Source organism: Ruegeria sp. AE4, from assembly GCF_056542185.1.
Genome location: NZ_JBQFZK010000013.1, coordinates 27,233 through 41,225, shown reverse-complemented (window position 1 = coordinate 41,225; position 13,993 = coordinate 27,233). Strand labels below are relative to the sequence as shown.

At 60.6% G+C, this 13,993-nt stretch carries 13 protein-coding genes; all 13 read left to right on the top strand.

The window, feature by feature from the left end; translation table 11 throughout:
- The first annotated feature begins 3 nt into the window (after positions 1-3).
- The 13 genes from ahbB (ACR0EK_RS15130) to ACR0EK_RS15070 all read left to right on the top strand — a co-directional run bounded on the left by ahbB (ACR0EK_RS15130) (position 4) and on the right by ACR0EK_RS15070 (position 13,966).
- Complete coding sequence (gene ahbB, locus ACR0EK_RS15130; protein ID WP_480967912.1) at positions 4-993, top strand: siroheme decarboxylase subunit beta; 990 nt, start codon at positions 4-6, stop codon at positions 991-993.
- Positions 990-1,439 (top strand): Lrp/AsnC family transcriptional regulator, encoded by a 450-nt coding sequence (locus ACR0EK_RS15125; RefSeq protein ID WP_480488731.1) that lies wholly within the window; start codon positions 990-992, stop codon positions 1,437-1,439. The genes ahbB (ACR0EK_RS15130) and ACR0EK_RS15125 overlap by 4 nt, the downstream gene beginning before the upstream one ends.
- Complete coding sequence (gene ahbB, locus ACR0EK_RS15120; RefSeq protein ID WP_480484307.1) at positions 1,436-1,918, top strand: siroheme decarboxylase subunit beta; 483 nt, start codon at positions 1,436-1,438, stop codon at positions 1,916-1,918. The genes ACR0EK_RS15125 and ahbB (ACR0EK_RS15120) overlap by 4 nt, the downstream gene beginning before the upstream one ends.
- 4 nt (positions 1,919-1,922) lie before the next feature.
- Entirely contained in the window at positions 1,923-3,137 is a 1,215-nt protein-coding gene (gene nirJ, locus ACR0EK_RS15115) for a heme d1 biosynthesis radical SAM protein NirJ (RefSeq protein ID WP_480900545.1), read from the top strand.
- A 76-nt stretch (positions 3,138-3,213) separates the two neighbouring features.
- Positions 3,214-4,737 carry a cytochrome D1 domain-containing protein gene (locus ACR0EK_RS15110; RefSeq protein ID WP_480900543.1) on the top strand — a complete coding sequence of 508 codons (1,524 nt, stop codon included), beginning with the start codon at positions 3,214-3,216 and terminating at the stop codon, positions 4,735-4,737.
- Positions 4,694-4,957, top strand: coding sequence for a hypothetical protein (locus ACR0EK_RS15105; protein WP_209507042.1), 264 nt, complete (start codon positions 4,694-4,696; stop codon positions 4,955-4,957). Before ACR0EK_RS15110 ends, ACR0EK_RS15105 begins: the two co-directional genes overlap by 44 nt.
- A gap of 546 nt (positions 4,958-5,503) precedes the next feature.
- A complete protein-coding gene (locus ACR0EK_RS15100) occupies positions 5,504-7,681 on the top strand; it encodes a 4Fe-4S binding protein (protein WP_480967911.1) in 2,178 nt (725 codons plus the stop codon).
- Between the two features lie 15 nt (positions 7,682-7,696).
- Positions 7,697-9,604 carry a TAT-dependent nitrous-oxide reductase gene (nosZ, locus tag ACR0EK_RS15095; RefSeq protein ID WP_480488737.1) on the top strand — a complete coding sequence of 636 codons (1,908 nt, stop codon included), beginning with the start codon at positions 7,697-7,699 and terminating at the stop codon, positions 9,602-9,604.
- A 2-nt stretch (positions 9,605-9,606) separates the two neighbouring features.
- Entirely contained in the window at positions 9,607-10,863 is a 1,257-nt protein-coding gene (locus tag ACR0EK_RS15090; protein ID WP_480588486.1) for a nitrous oxide reductase family maturation protein NosD, read from the top strand.
- Positions 10,853-11,746 (top strand): ABC transporter ATP-binding protein, encoded by an 894-nt coding sequence (locus ACR0EK_RS15085; protein ID WP_480967910.1) that lies wholly within the window; start codon positions 10,853-10,855, stop codon positions 11,744-11,746. The genes ACR0EK_RS15090 and ACR0EK_RS15085 overlap by 11 nt, the downstream gene beginning before the upstream one ends.
- Positions 11,743-12,564, top strand: coding sequence for an ABC transporter permease (locus tag ACR0EK_RS15080; protein WP_209507037.1), 822 nt, complete (start codon positions 11,743-11,745; stop codon positions 12,562-12,564). The genes ACR0EK_RS15085 and ACR0EK_RS15080 overlap by 4 nt, the downstream gene beginning before the upstream one ends.
- Positions 12,561-13,076 (top strand): nitrous oxide reductase accessory protein NosL, encoded by a 516-nt coding sequence (locus ACR0EK_RS15075; RefSeq protein WP_480774210.1) that lies wholly within the window; start codon positions 12,561-12,563, stop codon positions 13,074-13,076. Before ACR0EK_RS15080 ends, ACR0EK_RS15075 begins: the two co-directional genes overlap by 4 nt.
- The gene (locus ACR0EK_RS15070) at positions 13,073-13,966 is read left to right on the top strand and encodes an FAD:protein FMN transferase (protein WP_480900533.1); all 894 of its coding nucleotides are present in this window, start codon (positions 13,073-13,075) and stop codon (positions 13,964-13,966) included. The genes ACR0EK_RS15075 and ACR0EK_RS15070 overlap by 4 nt, the downstream gene beginning before the upstream one ends.
- Positions 13,967-13,993 lie beyond the last annotated feature (27 nt).

Sequence of the window (13,993 nt, the reverse complement as noted above, 5' to 3'; positions counted from 1 at the left end):
GTCATGCAACACATTACAGACCCGATCGACCGCCGCTTGCTGGATGAATTTCAGCGCGATTTCCCGGTAACCGAACGCCCGTTTCAGGTTCTTGGAAACGCACTTGGACTTGACGAAAGCGAAGTCATCCACCGCCTTTCAAGAATGCGCACTACGGGTCGCATCACGCGGGTTGGCGCAACCATCACGCCCGGCGCGGTGACGGCCAGTACGCTGGCGGCTGTGTCCGTCCCGGAGGAGCGGCTGGAAGAGGTCGCCGCCCTGATCGACGCCGAACCGGGTGTAAACCACAATTATCAGCGCGAGGACGCCTGGAACCTCTGGTTTGTTGCAACCGGCCCGGATCGGGCGCATGTGAATGCTACCCTAGCGCGGATCAGCCGGGTCACCGGGCTGCGGGTGCTGGATTTGCGGCTGGTGCGCCCTTTCAACGTTGATCTTGGGTTCCGCATGATCGGCGGGGTCAAAACCGTGCCTACAGCACGCCAGGTGGATGCAACTGCGATGCGCGAGGGTGATCGGTATCTACTGCAGACGCTGAGTTCGGGACTGTCTCTGGTCGCTGAACCCTATGCAGATTTGGCACATTCACTGAACCGGGACGTTGATGATGTGATGGCGCGAGTCATCGCGTTGCATTCGGCCGGTATCATCTCGCGGCTGGGCGTCATCGTACGTCACCGGGCGCTTGGCTGGTCGGCCAATGCGATGGTGGTCTGGGACCTGCCGGCAGAGCAGATCGACATCGCTGGCCCCGCTTTGGCCGCTTTCCCAGGGGTGACCTTGTGTTACGAGCGCAACCCGGTGCCCGATGTGTGGCCATATCGCCTGTATTCCATGATCCACGCGCGGTCCCGCAGCGAAGCTTTGGACGTACTGGCCCGTGCGACGACCCTGTCCGAACTGACAGGTGCACGGAACAAGGTTCTGTTCTCTACCCGCTGTTTCAAGCAGACCGGTGCACTGATTCAAACCAAAGAGGTCGCCGCATGACGCTGGACCAAACTGACCGTGCGATCCTGAACCGTATGCAGGACGATCTGCCACTGGTTTCACATCCTTACGCAACAGTCGCCAAAGAACTTGACCTGTCCGAGGCCGAATTGCTGGCGCGCCTGACGCGCATGAAAGAGACACGCGTCATCACACGTTTTGGGCCGTTCTTCGATGCCGCTGCAATGGGCGGTGCCTTCTGCCTCTGCGCGATGGCCGTTCCAGCCGGGGAATTTGAAGCCGTCGTGACCAAAGTCAATGCACACCCCGAGGTCGCCCATAATTATGAACGCACGCACCGGCTGAACATGTGGTTCGTACTGGCCACTGAAACGCCCGAAGGAATCAGGGCCACAGCCGATGCAATCGAACGGGAAACGGTGATCGAGGTTCTTTGTTTCCCCAAACTTCAGGAATTCTACATCGGCTTTCGGGTGGCGGCATGATCGACGCAACAGACAGACAGATTATCCAAGCGCTACAGGGCGGATTGCCTCTGGTTTCTGCCCCATATGCTCAGGTTGCTGATGATCTGGGGATGCAGGAAGCCGATCTGCTTGAGAGGCTGTCAGCCCTCAAAGCGCGCGGCGTAATCCGCCGCATCGCGGCCGCCCCCAACCACTACAAGCTTGGCATGACCTCGAACGGCATGACTGTCTGGGATGTCGAAGATGACCGCATCGCCGAATTGGGCGCTCAGATCGGTGCTCTACCCTTTGTCACCCATTGCTATGAACGCCCGCGCGCCCTGCCCGACTGGCCCTACAATCTGTTTGCCATGGTTCACGGATCGGATCGGGATGAAGTCGAGGAAAAACGCGCCCAGATCACTATGATCCTGGGTGATGCCTGCCGGGCCAAGGATATCCTCTATTCCACGCGCATCCTGAAAAAGACCGGGCTGCGCCTGAAAAAGAAAGGCTGAGACGATGTTCCGCCTGACCGAATACATGCACCAGCTGGTCAAACCGACCCCGGTGCGAAAACGCCGCCCCGGTCCTGTGAAACCGGTTGTAATCTGGAACCTGACGCGGCGCTGCAATCTGAAGTGTCGTCATTGCTACACCGTCTCGGCGGATGTTGCGTTCCCGGGCGAGCTCAGCCACGAGCAAGCCATGGTAACCCTTGAGGATCTGGGCCAGTTTCGCGTCCCGGCCCTGATCCTCTCGGGTGGGGAACCACTGGACAGGTTCGATTTCTTCGACATTGCCAAACGTGCCCGCGACATTGTGCCGATGCTGGCGCTGTCGACCAACGGGACACGCATTCATGATGAAACAGCCGACATGATTGCCGACGTTGGTTTCAACTACGTTGGCATCTCGTTGGATGGGATCGGGGCCACGAATGACTGGTTCCGCGGCGTTGAAGGGGCTTTTGCCGACGCCCTGCGCGGTGTGCGCGAATGCAAGAGGCGCGGCATCAAGGTTGGCTTGCGGTTCTGCCTGACCGAAGGCACGCAGCATCACCTGCCGGACCTGCTTCAGCTATGCGATGACGAGGGCGTCGACAAGTTTTACCTGTCGCACCTGGTTTATGCCGGGCGCGGCGACAAGAACCGCGGCGAGGATGCTGAGCATCAGCGCACCCGCAAGGGAATGGATCTGCTGTTGGAGCGCGCGTGGGAGGCTGCCTCGGGCGGTCGCCCGCTGGATATCGTGACCGGCAACAATGATGCAGACGCGGGGTATTTTCTGAACTGGATTCGTGCGCATTTCGACGCTGACAAGGCTGCGCATGTCCGCGAGCATCTGGCCGCTTGGGGAGGAAATTCCAGCGGTTTGGGTGTGGCCAATATCGACAATCTGGGCCGGGTCCATCCTGACACCTACTGGTCCGATTACACAGTAGGCAACGTTAAGACTAATCCGTTTTCCGAGCTTTGGACCAGCGACGATCCGATGCTGGCCATGCTGCGCACGCGTCCGCGCCCGCTTAGGGGTCGATGTGGGGCCTGCGAGCTAAAGGACGTCTGCGGTGGCAACACCCGCATCCGGGCCCTGCAACTGACCGGTGATCCCTGGGCCGAAGACCCGGCCTGTTACCTGACAAACGAAGAAATCGGTGTTGACGACGCAGGCGAGCGTCTGCGGGTTACGCCGTTCCGGGGGAAAAGCCATGATCCGGCGCATCAATTCTTTTAATCCCGTCTGCTCTGAGCCTTCGACATGGGTGCCAGAGACACCCAAGGGAGCCTCCGGCGGGAGTATTTTTGAAAAGATGAAGCTCGTGGTGATGTGTTCCGTGCTGACCGCAGGTGCAGCCTGGGCAGACGCACCAACGGATTATGCTGAACATTGTGCGTCCTGCCACGGTGAAAACCGTCTGGGCGGCGTCGGCCCGGCCTTGATCCCAGAGACGCTCCAGCGCATGCGCGGGCCCCGCATCGCAGCGGTGATAGCCGAAGGGCGCGCGGCGACGCAGATGCCTGCTTTCTCGCACGAACTTGACGCTTTGCAGATTGAAGAGCTGGCTGGCTGGCTAAAATCACCGCTGGAAACCGACCCCGAATGGGGCGAGGCCCATATTATGGACAGCCGCACGCTGGATGACGGTTATTTCCCGGTTGATGCGCCAGTGTGGTCAAGTGACCCGATGAACATCACCCTGGTGGTCGAAACCGGGGATCATCATGTCAGCGTGCTGGATGGTGACACGTTTGAGGTTTTGGACCGGTTCGAGACACCCTTCGCGGTTCACGGCGGGCCGAAGTTCAGCCCGGATGGGCGTTACGTTTTCATCATGTCCCGGGATGGCTGGGTTCAGAAATACGACATCTGGGCCCTGCAACAGGTGGGGCGCGTACGGGCGGGGCTTAACAGCCGAAACATCGCAATGTCCGGTGACGGCAAGTGGCTGGCCGTTGCGAATTATCTGCCAAACAGTCTGACCCTGCTGTCGACCGAAGACCTGTCGGTGGCAAAAGTCATTGCGATCAAAGGAAAAGCGGGGAAATCCAGCCGCGTATCCGCAGTGTATCAGGCCCCCCCGCGCGAGAGCTTTGTTCTGGCGCTCAAGGATGTTCCCGAGATCTGGGAGGTCTTTTACGGAGCCAACCCGCCGCAATCCGGGTTGGGTCACGACTTCCGCATCGAAGGGCAGTTCAAGAACCCTGACCCCTTCCCGGTGCGCAAGATCACCACGCCCGACTATCTGGACGATTTCTTTTTCGATCAAAGCTATGAATACGTCATGGGTGCCGCGCGCGATGGCAAGGGCGGACAGGTGATCGACCTTGTTATTGGGCACAAGGTGGCCGATCTGGACTTGCCGGGGATGCCGCATCTGGGCTCGGGGATTACGTGGAAACATGGCGATACGACCGTTATGGCCACACCGCATCTGACCGACGGCACGGTGTCGGTGATCGACATGGAGACTTGGGAAACCGTCAAGCGGATCAAGACCGAAGGGCCGGGCTTCTTCATGCGGAGCCACGAAAATTCGCCTTACGTCTGGGCCGATGTCTTCTTTGGCCCCAACAAGGATGCCATGCATGTGATCGACAAGCAAAGCCTTGAAATCGTAAGGACTTTGCGCCCTGCACAGGGCAAGACCGTGGCACATGTCGAGTTCACAAAGGATGGCCGCCACGCGCTTGTATCAATCTGGGAAGATGACGGCGCGGTGATTGTTTATGATGCGCAGACGCTGGAAGAAGTGCGCCGCCTGCCGATGCGAAAACCGTCTGGGAAGTACAATGTCTGGAACAAAATCACCTTCTCGGAAGGCACCAGCCACTGAAGGCAAATGGCCGGTCTGGAAACTGGCAATTCTGCTTTATCCAGCCACCATGTTGACCGTGGCCATCAACCTGTTTCTGGCCGGGCTGATCCTGCATAGCGCCGGTTTCGGGGTGATTGGACCGGTTCCGGCAATCCTTTGGTCAATACCTTTAGGCATACCCGCGTCCTGGTTGGCGGGGCGATGGGTGCGTGGGTTGATGGACGAAGCGGACGGCTGAAGGGAATTTCCAAAGGCCTGACGAAAGTCAAGTATCGGACAGGGAAAACCGCCTACGACTCGGGAAAGAATACCGAGTTGGATTCTCCATGCCTGCCTTTAACTCCTTCCACACCCTCCCTGTTCGCGCATTACGCGCGGCGTGTGGACTGGCAGGTATTTTCCTTCTGTTGTTGCAAATGCTTGGCCCGGTTCTGGCGAGTCCCGGTGAGAGCATGTGGGTGGAGATCTGCTCGGAGGCGGGCGCGGTCTGGGTTCAAGTTGACCTTGAAAAAGAAGGCGACAACGATCCAACCGCGCCCTGCCCGAAATGCGCGGACTGTGCGCTTTGTGCGGTGACGGTGTCAGCACCGATGCCGGGCGCTTTGCAGCCCGCAAGCGTCGGAAATGTTCAAAATGTACGCTTTGAACATGGGGGGCAGTGCATTTTGTACAGCCCCAAATACCTGTGGCCCGAAACCCGGGGACCCCCGTTCACGACCCAAGAAGAATCTGAACGCGCCCCGCGCGCGTCCATGGCGTCCACCCAATTGATCGGAGGTGCGCCGTGGTCGTAAGTCGCGCAATCCATTTCCTTCTGGCCCTCATTCTGTCCTTCGGTGTTGCAATCAGTGCACGCGCCGACAGTCTTGCCAGCTTTCTTCCTGACATTGATCCGGCTGACCTGGCCCCGGGTGCCGACGCGTTTGGCCCGGTACGCAGCGACGTGAAGGTTGCCCCGGTCCTTCGGGGTGGCGAGACCATCGCGTGGGCTTTTCTGACTTCGGACTTTGTCGGCACAACCGGATATTCCGGCAAACCCATTCACGTGGTTGCCGCCATCGACGCGGATGCTGTTCTGACCGGTGTTCAGCTGGTCAAGCATTCCGAACCCATCGTGCTGATCGGCATTCCCAATTCCCGGATGGTTGAACTGACCGAAGGCTATGCGGGCCTTGACCTGAAACGAGAGGCCGAGACCGGGGGTGAGGGGCATGACCTAGACATTATCTCGGGTGCGACCGTGACGATCATGGTGATCGATGACAGCCTTGTGCGCGGAGGGATCAAAGTGGCCCGCGCGCTGGGGCTGGGCGGATTGTCTCCGGTGCAGGCTGGAGGTCCGAAGCGCGAAGTCGATATGGCGCAGGATGCCATTTACGACTGGACCACATTGTCTGGAGACGGCTCGGTCCGGCGGATGACGCTGGATGTCGGGCAGGTCAATGCCGCCTTTGAAGCCACCGGGGATCAGCGCGCGATCAAGCGACCCGAACCGGGCGCGCCGGATGACACCTTCATCGACATGCACATGGCGCTTGTTTCGGTCCCGTCTATCGGCAAGTCGCTGCTGGGTGAGGCTGAATACCAGAACCTGACCAACTGGCTGGACGAAGGTGAACAGGCCATTCTGGTTCTGGGGCGCGGGGCCTATAGCTTCAAGGGCTCAGGCTATGTCCGGGGTGGGATCTTTGACCGGATTCAACTGATCCAGGGCGACAGCTCGGTGCGGTTCTTTGACAAGCAGCAGCGCCGTCTGGGTGAGGTTGCCGCGCCAGATGCCCCCAGCTTTACCGAATTGGATATCTTCAAGATTCCCGCTGATGCCGAGTTTGACCCGGCCGAGCCGTTCCGCCTGCAATTGCTGGTGCAGCGTGCCGTCGGGGCGGTTGAAAAGACCTTTCTGACCTTCGATCTGGGATACAAACTGCCGGAACAGTACCTGTTGCCCGTCACCGCGCCTTCGGTCGTGGATGATGCAACAGGCGAAGCGGCCGCCAAGGCCGCCCTGTGGCAGCGCATCTGGAAGGATCGCACCGTCGAGATCGCCGGGCTTGGTGTCATGCTGCTGGTGCTGACGGCCACGTTCTTCTTCCAGTTCCACGCCACGATGAATGCGCGCGTCTTCTACTGGTTCCGCATCGGGTACCTGACGATAACCCTGTTCTTCATCGGCTGGTATGCCAATGCACAGCTGAGCGTGGTGAACCTGATGGCGCTGGCGGGCAGTTTGCGCACGGGGTTCTCGTGGGATGCGTTCCTGCTGGATCCGCTGGTCTTTATCCAGTGGTTTGCCGTGGCCGCAGCCCTGTTGTTCTGGGGTCGTGGGGCCTATTGCGGATGGCTGTGCCCGTTTGGCGCGCTTCAGGAGCTGACCAACAAGATCGCGCGGGCGCTGAAAGTGCCGCAATGGACTTTGCCCTGGGGCCTGAACGAGCGTCTCTGGCCTGCGAAATACATGATCTTTCTGGGTCTTTTTGGCCTGAGTTTCGTATCGATCCCGCTGGCCGAGCAATATGCCGAGATCGAGCCGTTCAAGACCGCGATCATTCTGAAATTCATGCGCGACTGGCCGTTTGTGGTCTTTGCGCTGGTCCTGCTGGGGATCGGGCTGTTCGTTGAACGGTTCTATTGCCGCTATCTTTGCCCGCTGGGCGGAGCGCTGGCGATCCCTGCCCGTATCCGCATGTTCGACTGGCTGCGCCGCTACAACGATTGTGGCACGCCCTGTCAGACCTGCGCCAATGAATGCCCCGTTCAGGCGATCCACCCCACCGGTGAGATCAATCCGAACGAGTGCGTCACCTGCCTGCATTGTCAGGTGCTCTATCAGTCCGAGGACAAATGTCCCGTCGTTATCCGCCAACTGAAACGGCGGGCCAAGACCGGGTCGGTCACACCTAAGACCCCCCTCGGGCAACCACCGGCGAACCATCCGAACGCCAAACCGAAAACCGTTTCCTAAAAAGGAGGAACGACCATGTCGGACCAAGAAAACAAACTGAACATCACGCGCCGCGGAATGCTGGGGGCCACTGCCACCGGTGCCGTCATCGCCGGGACCGGTCTGGGATCGACCCTGATGACCGCGAAAGAGGCCAGCGCTGCCGCCAAGCAGCATCTGGAGCCGGGCGAGCTGGACGAGTATTACGGCTTCTGGTCGTCGGGCCAGACCGGCGAACTGCGCATTCTGGGCGTGCCGTCCATGCGCGAGCTGATGCGGGTGCCTGTGTTCAACCGCTGCTCGGCCACGGGCTGGGGCCAAACCAACGAGTCGCTGAAGGTTCTGACCGAGGGCCTGCTGCCTGAAACCAAGGAGTTCCTGGCTGCAAACGGCAAGGTCACCTATGACAACGGCGACCTGCACCACCCGCATATGTCGTTCACCGACGGCACCTATGATGGCCGTTATCTGTTCATGAACGACAAGGCCAACACCCGCGTGGCCCGTGTGCGCTGTGACGTGATGAAATGCGACAAGATCATCGAGATCCCGAACGCGCATGACATCCACGGCCTGCGTCCGCAGAAATTCCCGCGCACCGGCTATGTCTTTGCCAACGGTGAGCACGAGGCCCCGCTGGTCAATGACGGCCAGATCCTTGATGATCCGTCACAATATGTGAACATCTTTACTGCCATCGACGGCGACAGCATGGAAGTTGCATGGCAGGTGATGGTGTCGGGCAACCTCGACAACACCGACTGCGACTATCAGGGCAAATACGCCTTCTCGACCTCGTATAACTCGGAAATGGGTATGAACCTGGCCGAGATGACCGAGAACGAGCTGGACCATGTGGTCGTGTTCAACCTCAAAGGTATCGAAGAAGCCGTAGCGGCCGGGAACTATCAGGAACTGAACGGCGTCAAGGTCGTGGACGGGCGTAAAGAGGCGGGTGGAAACCTGACCCGGTACATCCCGATCCCGAACTCGCCGCACGGTGTGAACGCGGCCCCCGACAAGAAACACATCATGATCAACGGCAAGCTGTCGCCGACCGTGTCCGTGATCGATGTGGAAAAGGTCGATGCGCTGTTCAGCGAAAACGCCGATCCGCGTTCCGCGGTTGTCGCCGAGCCGCAGCTGGGTCTTGGCCCGCTTCACACGGCATTCGACGGCAAGGGCAACGCCTATACCACCCTGTTCCTGGACAGCCAGGTGGTGAAGTGGGACATCGCCAAGGCGATCGAGGCCTATGCGGGTGCCGATGTTGACCCGATCGTCGACAAGGTCGACGTGCATTACCAGCCGGGCCACAACTCGACCTCGATGGGTGAAACCGCCGAAGCGGATGGCAAGTGGCTGATTTCGATGAACAAGTTCTCGAAAGACCGCTTCCTGAACGTGGGTCCGCTGAAGCCCGAGAATGAGCAGCTGATCGACATTTCCGGCGACAAGATGAAGGTGGTCCATGACGGCCCGACCTTTGCCGAGCCGCATGACTCGATCATTGTTCACCGGTCCAAGGTGAACCCGGTCAATGTCTGGGACCGCAACGACCCAATGTGGGAAGAGGCGCGTGCGCAGGCTGCCGCTGACGGTGTCGATCTGGACGAAGGTGCCGAGGAACCGATCCGGGATGGCAACAAGGTACGGGTCTACATGACCTCGACTGCGCCCGTGTTCAGCATGGAGAAGTTCACCGTCAAGCAGGGTGACGAGGTGACCGTCTATGTCACCAACCTGGACGACGTGGATGATGTGACCCACGGCTTCTGCCTGTCGAACTTCGGTATCGCGATGGAAGTTGCACCGCAGGCCACCGCCTCGGTCACGTTCATTGCAGACCGTCCGGGCGTGCACTGGTTCTATTGCCAGTGGTTCTGTCACGCGCTGCACATGGAGATGCGCGGCCGGATGTTTGTTGAGCCGCGGAGCGCATAAACATGCGTTGGCCCCTGCTCATACCGCTCCTGCTCGGCTCGCCCCTTTGGGCGGCGGACTGGGATGTGCCCAACCGGGCGGGGGCCATCAACGAGATACTGGCGCAGGCGGCGGATGGGGACACCCTTCGCCTGAGCCCCGGCGTTTACGTCGAGCAGTTGGTTCTGGACCGGCCCGTGACCCTCGACGGGCTGGGACAGGCCACCATCGACGGCCAAGGCCAAGGCAGCGTGATCACAGTGACCGGGCCGGGCGTGACCCTGCGCGGGCTGACGGTGATCGGATCAGGCTCGGATCATGACGGGATCGACAGCGGCATCCAGCTGACCAAGACGGCGCGCGCGCCGGTGGTCGAGGATAACGTGCTGCTGGGCAATCTTTACGGCATCGACATCCACGGTGCGAAGGACAGCATCGTACGACGCAACCGGATTGAAGGGCGACAGGATCGCCACATGAACGCGCGTGGCAATGGTGTCTATGTCTGGAACGCGCCGGGTGCGGTGGTTGAAGGCAATGACATCCGCTATGGCCGCGACGGGATCTTTGTGAACTCGTCCAAGAAGAACACCTTTACCGGCAACCTGTTCCGCGATCTGCGGTTTGCCGTTCACTACATGTATGCCGATGACTCGGTCGTCAGCGACAACGTCTCGATCGGCAACGATCTGGGCTATGCGGTGATGTTCACGACCAACGTGCGGGTCGCCAACAATGTCTCGATCGGGGACCGCGAACATGGCGTGATGCTGAACTATGCCAACAAGAGCGTCATCACCGGCAATGTCGTGAAAGGTGCCAAGGAAAAGTGCACCTTCCTGTATAACTCGAACAAGAACGAATTCACCGACAACTGGTTCGAGGGATGTGGCATCGGTATCCACTTTACCGCTGGCAGCGAACGCAACCGCATTGTTGGCAATTCATTCATCGGAAACCGGACGCAGGTGAAATACGTCTCGACCAAGTGGGTCGAGTGGTCCGAAGACGGGCGCGGCAATTACTGGTCCGATTTTGCCGCCTATGATGTGGATGGCAACGGTATCGCCGATGTCCCCTATCGACCCAATGACAGTATGGACCATGTGCTGTGGACCCAACCCGCAGCCAAATTGCTGCTCGGCTCGCCTGCCGTGCAGCTGGTGCGCTGGTCGCAATCGGCCTTCCCGGCGTTGTTGCCGGGGGGTGTGATGGACAGCAACCCATTGATGCAAGCCCCTGAACCCCCAGCTATGAAAAAGGTGCCTCATGACGGATAAGGCCCTGTCAATTGACCATGTCAGCAAGAACCGGGGGAAAACCTGCGTTCTTGACGATATCACCCTGTCCCTTGCCCCCGGTCAGCGCGTCGCGCTGCTGGGCCATAACGGCGCGGGCAAGTCGACCCTGATCAAATCCATCCTTGGCCTGACACCAATTCAGGACGGGACCATTCGGATCGGGAACGCCACCCCCGGCAGCGCGCAGGCACGACGGGATACGGCCTATCTGCCCGAGGCGGTCTCGTTTCACCCGGCGTTGACCGGGCGCGAGCAGCTGACGCTGTTTGCGAAACTGTCCGGGTCGAAAGCCGATGTGCCCGGTCTGCTGGAACGCGTCGGCCTGAGCGACGCTTTGGACCGCCGGATCGGAGCCTATTCCAAGGGGATGCGGCAACGACTGGGGCTGGCGCAGGTGCTGCTGGGACAGCCGAAAGTGGCGCTGCTGGATGAGCCGACATCGGGCCTGGACCCGATCTCGCGTCAGGACCTCTATGCCATTATCGACGAATTGGCCGCGCAGGGTACCGCCGTGCTGATTGCCAGCCATGCCTTGACCGAGGTTGAGGCGCGCACCGACCGGATCGCCATCATGCGCAAGGGTCGGATGGTGGCCGATGACACGCTGAACAACCTGTCGGCGCTGGCCGGTCTGCCGATCCGCCTGAAGGTGCGCGCCAGCGCCAATGCGGATGCCCTGGCCGCTGAATTGGGCGGCAACCGGATCAACGGCGCATCGGTCGAGCTGCTCTGCACACCCGAAGACAAGATGGAGGCCCTGCGCCGGATCGCCGGATTGGGCGATGCGGTGGCGGATGTGGAAATGACACCGCCCAAGCTGGAGGATCTTTATCGCCACTACGCACAAGAGGAGAGGACATGACCCGCTTCCTTGCCATCACCCGAACTGAAATGCTGATCCTGCGCCGCAACCGCTGGCTGTTGGTTGCCACGCTGATCATGGTGCTGTTCGCCTTGGCGCTGACCTTTGCGGGCAGTGCGCCCACCGGCACTTTGGGTGTTGATATGCTGACCGTCTCGGTCGCGTCGATGACCACATTGTCGGTTTACCTTGCGCCTTTGCTGGCGCTGATGATTTCCTTTGACGCCATCGCGGGCGATGTGGACCGGGGCAGCCTGTCGCTGCTGCTGTCCTATCCGGCTGGACGCGGGGAAATCCTGTTGGGCAAGTTCTGCGCCCATCTGGCCGCGCTGGCCTTTGCCATGACCGTGGGTTTTGGCACCGCAGGTGCGGTAGCCGCGTTCTTTGGTGGTGCCGGGCCGGAAAGCCTGATGGCGCTGGTGCGACTTATCCTGACATCAATCCTACTGGGCGCCGTGTTTCTGGCGCTTGGATACCTGCTGTCCGCTTTGGCGAGGGGCGCCACGGCGGCAGCGGGTCTGTCGGCCGGGCTTTGGCTGGTTTTTGTCGTCCTTTATGATCTGGGCCTGTTGGGGGCCGTCGTCATGGACAAGGGCGGCGCATTCACCCAATCCGTCTTTCCATGGGTGATGGTGGCCAACCCGGCCGACGCGTTCCGTTTGTGGAACATCGCCGCGACGGAAGGCGTGGCCATGGCTTCGGGCATGACCGGGGCCGCACAGGCCCTGCCGGTCTGGGCCGCACCCGCGTCGCTGCTGATCTGGCCGGTGCTGGGCTTTGCCCTCGCCCGGCTGGCTTTCCGGAGGGTCGAGCCATGAGACGCCTTGCCCTGATCGCATTGCTTGCACTGGTGGCCTGCAAGGAAGAGCTGGCCGAGGCCCCCGATCCGGTCGATCTGACACCGGATGCGCTGAGCTATTTCTGTCAGATGAATGTCGCCGAGCATGGCGGGCCCAAGGGGCAGATTCATCTGAAAGGCTATCCGGCCCCGCTGTTCTTTGCACAGGTGCGGGACATGGTGGCCTATCTGAAAAGCCCCGAGCGCGATGCGGATATCACTGCCATCTATGTCAGCGATATGGGCGTCGCGCCAAGCTGGCGGCAGCCGGGGATTTCGAACTGGATCGCTGCGGATGATGCGACTTTTGTGGTTGGTGCCGATGTGGCTGGCGGCATGGGTGCGCGCGAAGTGGTGCCCTTTGCTGATCCAGCGGATGCCCAGATTTTCGCGGAGACCTATGGCGGGACCGCGATGCGCCTGCCCGACATTCCCGATGCCGAAGTGCTTGGCCCTGTCGATCTTGATCTGACATTGGAGACCCCCGTATGACCGCCCTGTCCCGTCGCCGTTTTCTGATCATTTCCGCCGCCTGTGCGGCCACTCCGGCCATGGCTTCGGACGCGTACTGGCGCGGAACCGCCCTTGGGGCTGCGGCCAGCCTGCGGCTGGTCGGGCTGACGGATGCCGAGGCCGCACCGATCATTGCCGCCGTCGAGGGTGAGGTGACCCGGCTGGAGGATATCTTCAGCCTGTACCGTCCGCAGTCACAGCTGAGCCGCCTGAACCGCGACGGTGTTTTGACCGCACCCGCGCCTGAGCTGTTGGAGGTATTGAGCCTGAGCAGCGCCCTGCATCAGGCATCCGGCGGCGCATTCGACCCCAGCATTCAGCCCCTGTGGTATGCTTTGGCAACAGGCGCAGGCCCCGGAGATCTGGTTGCCGCCCGCGCTGCCGTGGGTTGGGAACGGGTGTCTTTCGATGCTGCGTCGGTGCGGCTGCCGGCGCCGGGCCAGTCGGCCCTGACGCTGAACGGTATCGCCCAAGGGGCCATCACGGATCGGATCGCCGCGCTGCTGCGTGGCTTTGGCTTGCGTGATGTTCTGGTCGATATGGGAGAGGTTGCCGCCATGGGTACACGAGGCGACGGCGCCCCCTGGAAAGTCGGGTTGGCCGCGCCGGATCAGCGGGTTCTGAAGCGGGTCGCGCTGCGTGACCGCGCTGTCGCGACATCATCGTCGCTGGGGACGCCGCTGGGACAGGGTTTGGGCCACATCATCACCCCGGACGGGCCTGCAAACCGGGACAGAACGGTTTCGGTTTCTGCCCCTGACGCGGTGATCGCAGATGGGCTGTCTACTGCGATATGCGCGGCACCAGAAAGCCAAGTCGCTGAAATCTTGAGACATTTTCCCGAGGCCCATATCGAGCTGAATGTATGACGCATGGTCGCAAATCTCAGGTGGGTC

Coding starts and splice junctions, on each gene's coding strand:
- ahbB (WP_480967912.1), top strand. CDS start 4: ATGCAACACATTACAGACCCGATCGACCGCCGCTTGCTGGATGAATTT.
- ACR0EK_RS15125 (WP_480488731.1), top strand. CDS start 990: ATGACGCTGGACCAAACTGACCGTGCGATCCTGAACCGTATGCAGGAC.
- ahbB (WP_480484307.1), top strand. CDS start 1,436: ATGATCGACGCAACAGACAGACAGATTATCCAAGCGCTACAGGGCGGA.
- nirJ (WP_480900545.1), top strand. CDS start 1,923: ATGTTCCGCCTGACCGAATACATGCACCAGCTGGTCAAACCGACCCCG.
- ACR0EK_RS15110 (WP_480900543.1), top strand. CDS start 3,214: ATGAAGCTCGTGGTGATGTGTTCCGTGCTGACCGCAGGTGCAGCCTGG.
- ACR0EK_RS15105 (WP_209507042.1), top strand. CDS start 4,694: ATGTCTGGAACAAAATCACCTTCTCGGAAGGCACCAGCCACTGAAGGC.
- nosZ (WP_480488737.1), top strand. CDS start 7,697: ATGTCGGACCAAGAAAACAAACTGAACATCACGCGCCGCGGAATGCTG.
- ACR0EK_RS15090 (WP_480588486.1), top strand. CDS start 9,607: ATGCGTTGGCCCCTGCTCATACCGCTCCTGCTCGGCTCGCCCCTTTGG.
- ACR0EK_RS15085 (WP_480967910.1), top strand. CDS start 10,853: ATGACGGATAAGGCCCTGTCAATTGACCATGTCAGCAAGAACCGGGGG.
- ACR0EK_RS15080 (WP_209507037.1), top strand. CDS start 11,743: ATGACCCGCTTCCTTGCCATCACCCGAACTGAAATGCTGATCCTGCGC.
- ACR0EK_RS15075 (WP_480774210.1), top strand. CDS start 12,561: ATGAGACGCCTTGCCCTGATCGCATTGCTTGCACTGGTGGCCTGCAAG.
- ACR0EK_RS15070 (WP_480900533.1), top strand. CDS start 13,073: ATGACCGCCCTGTCCCGTCGCCGTTTTCTGATCATTTCCGCCGCCTGT.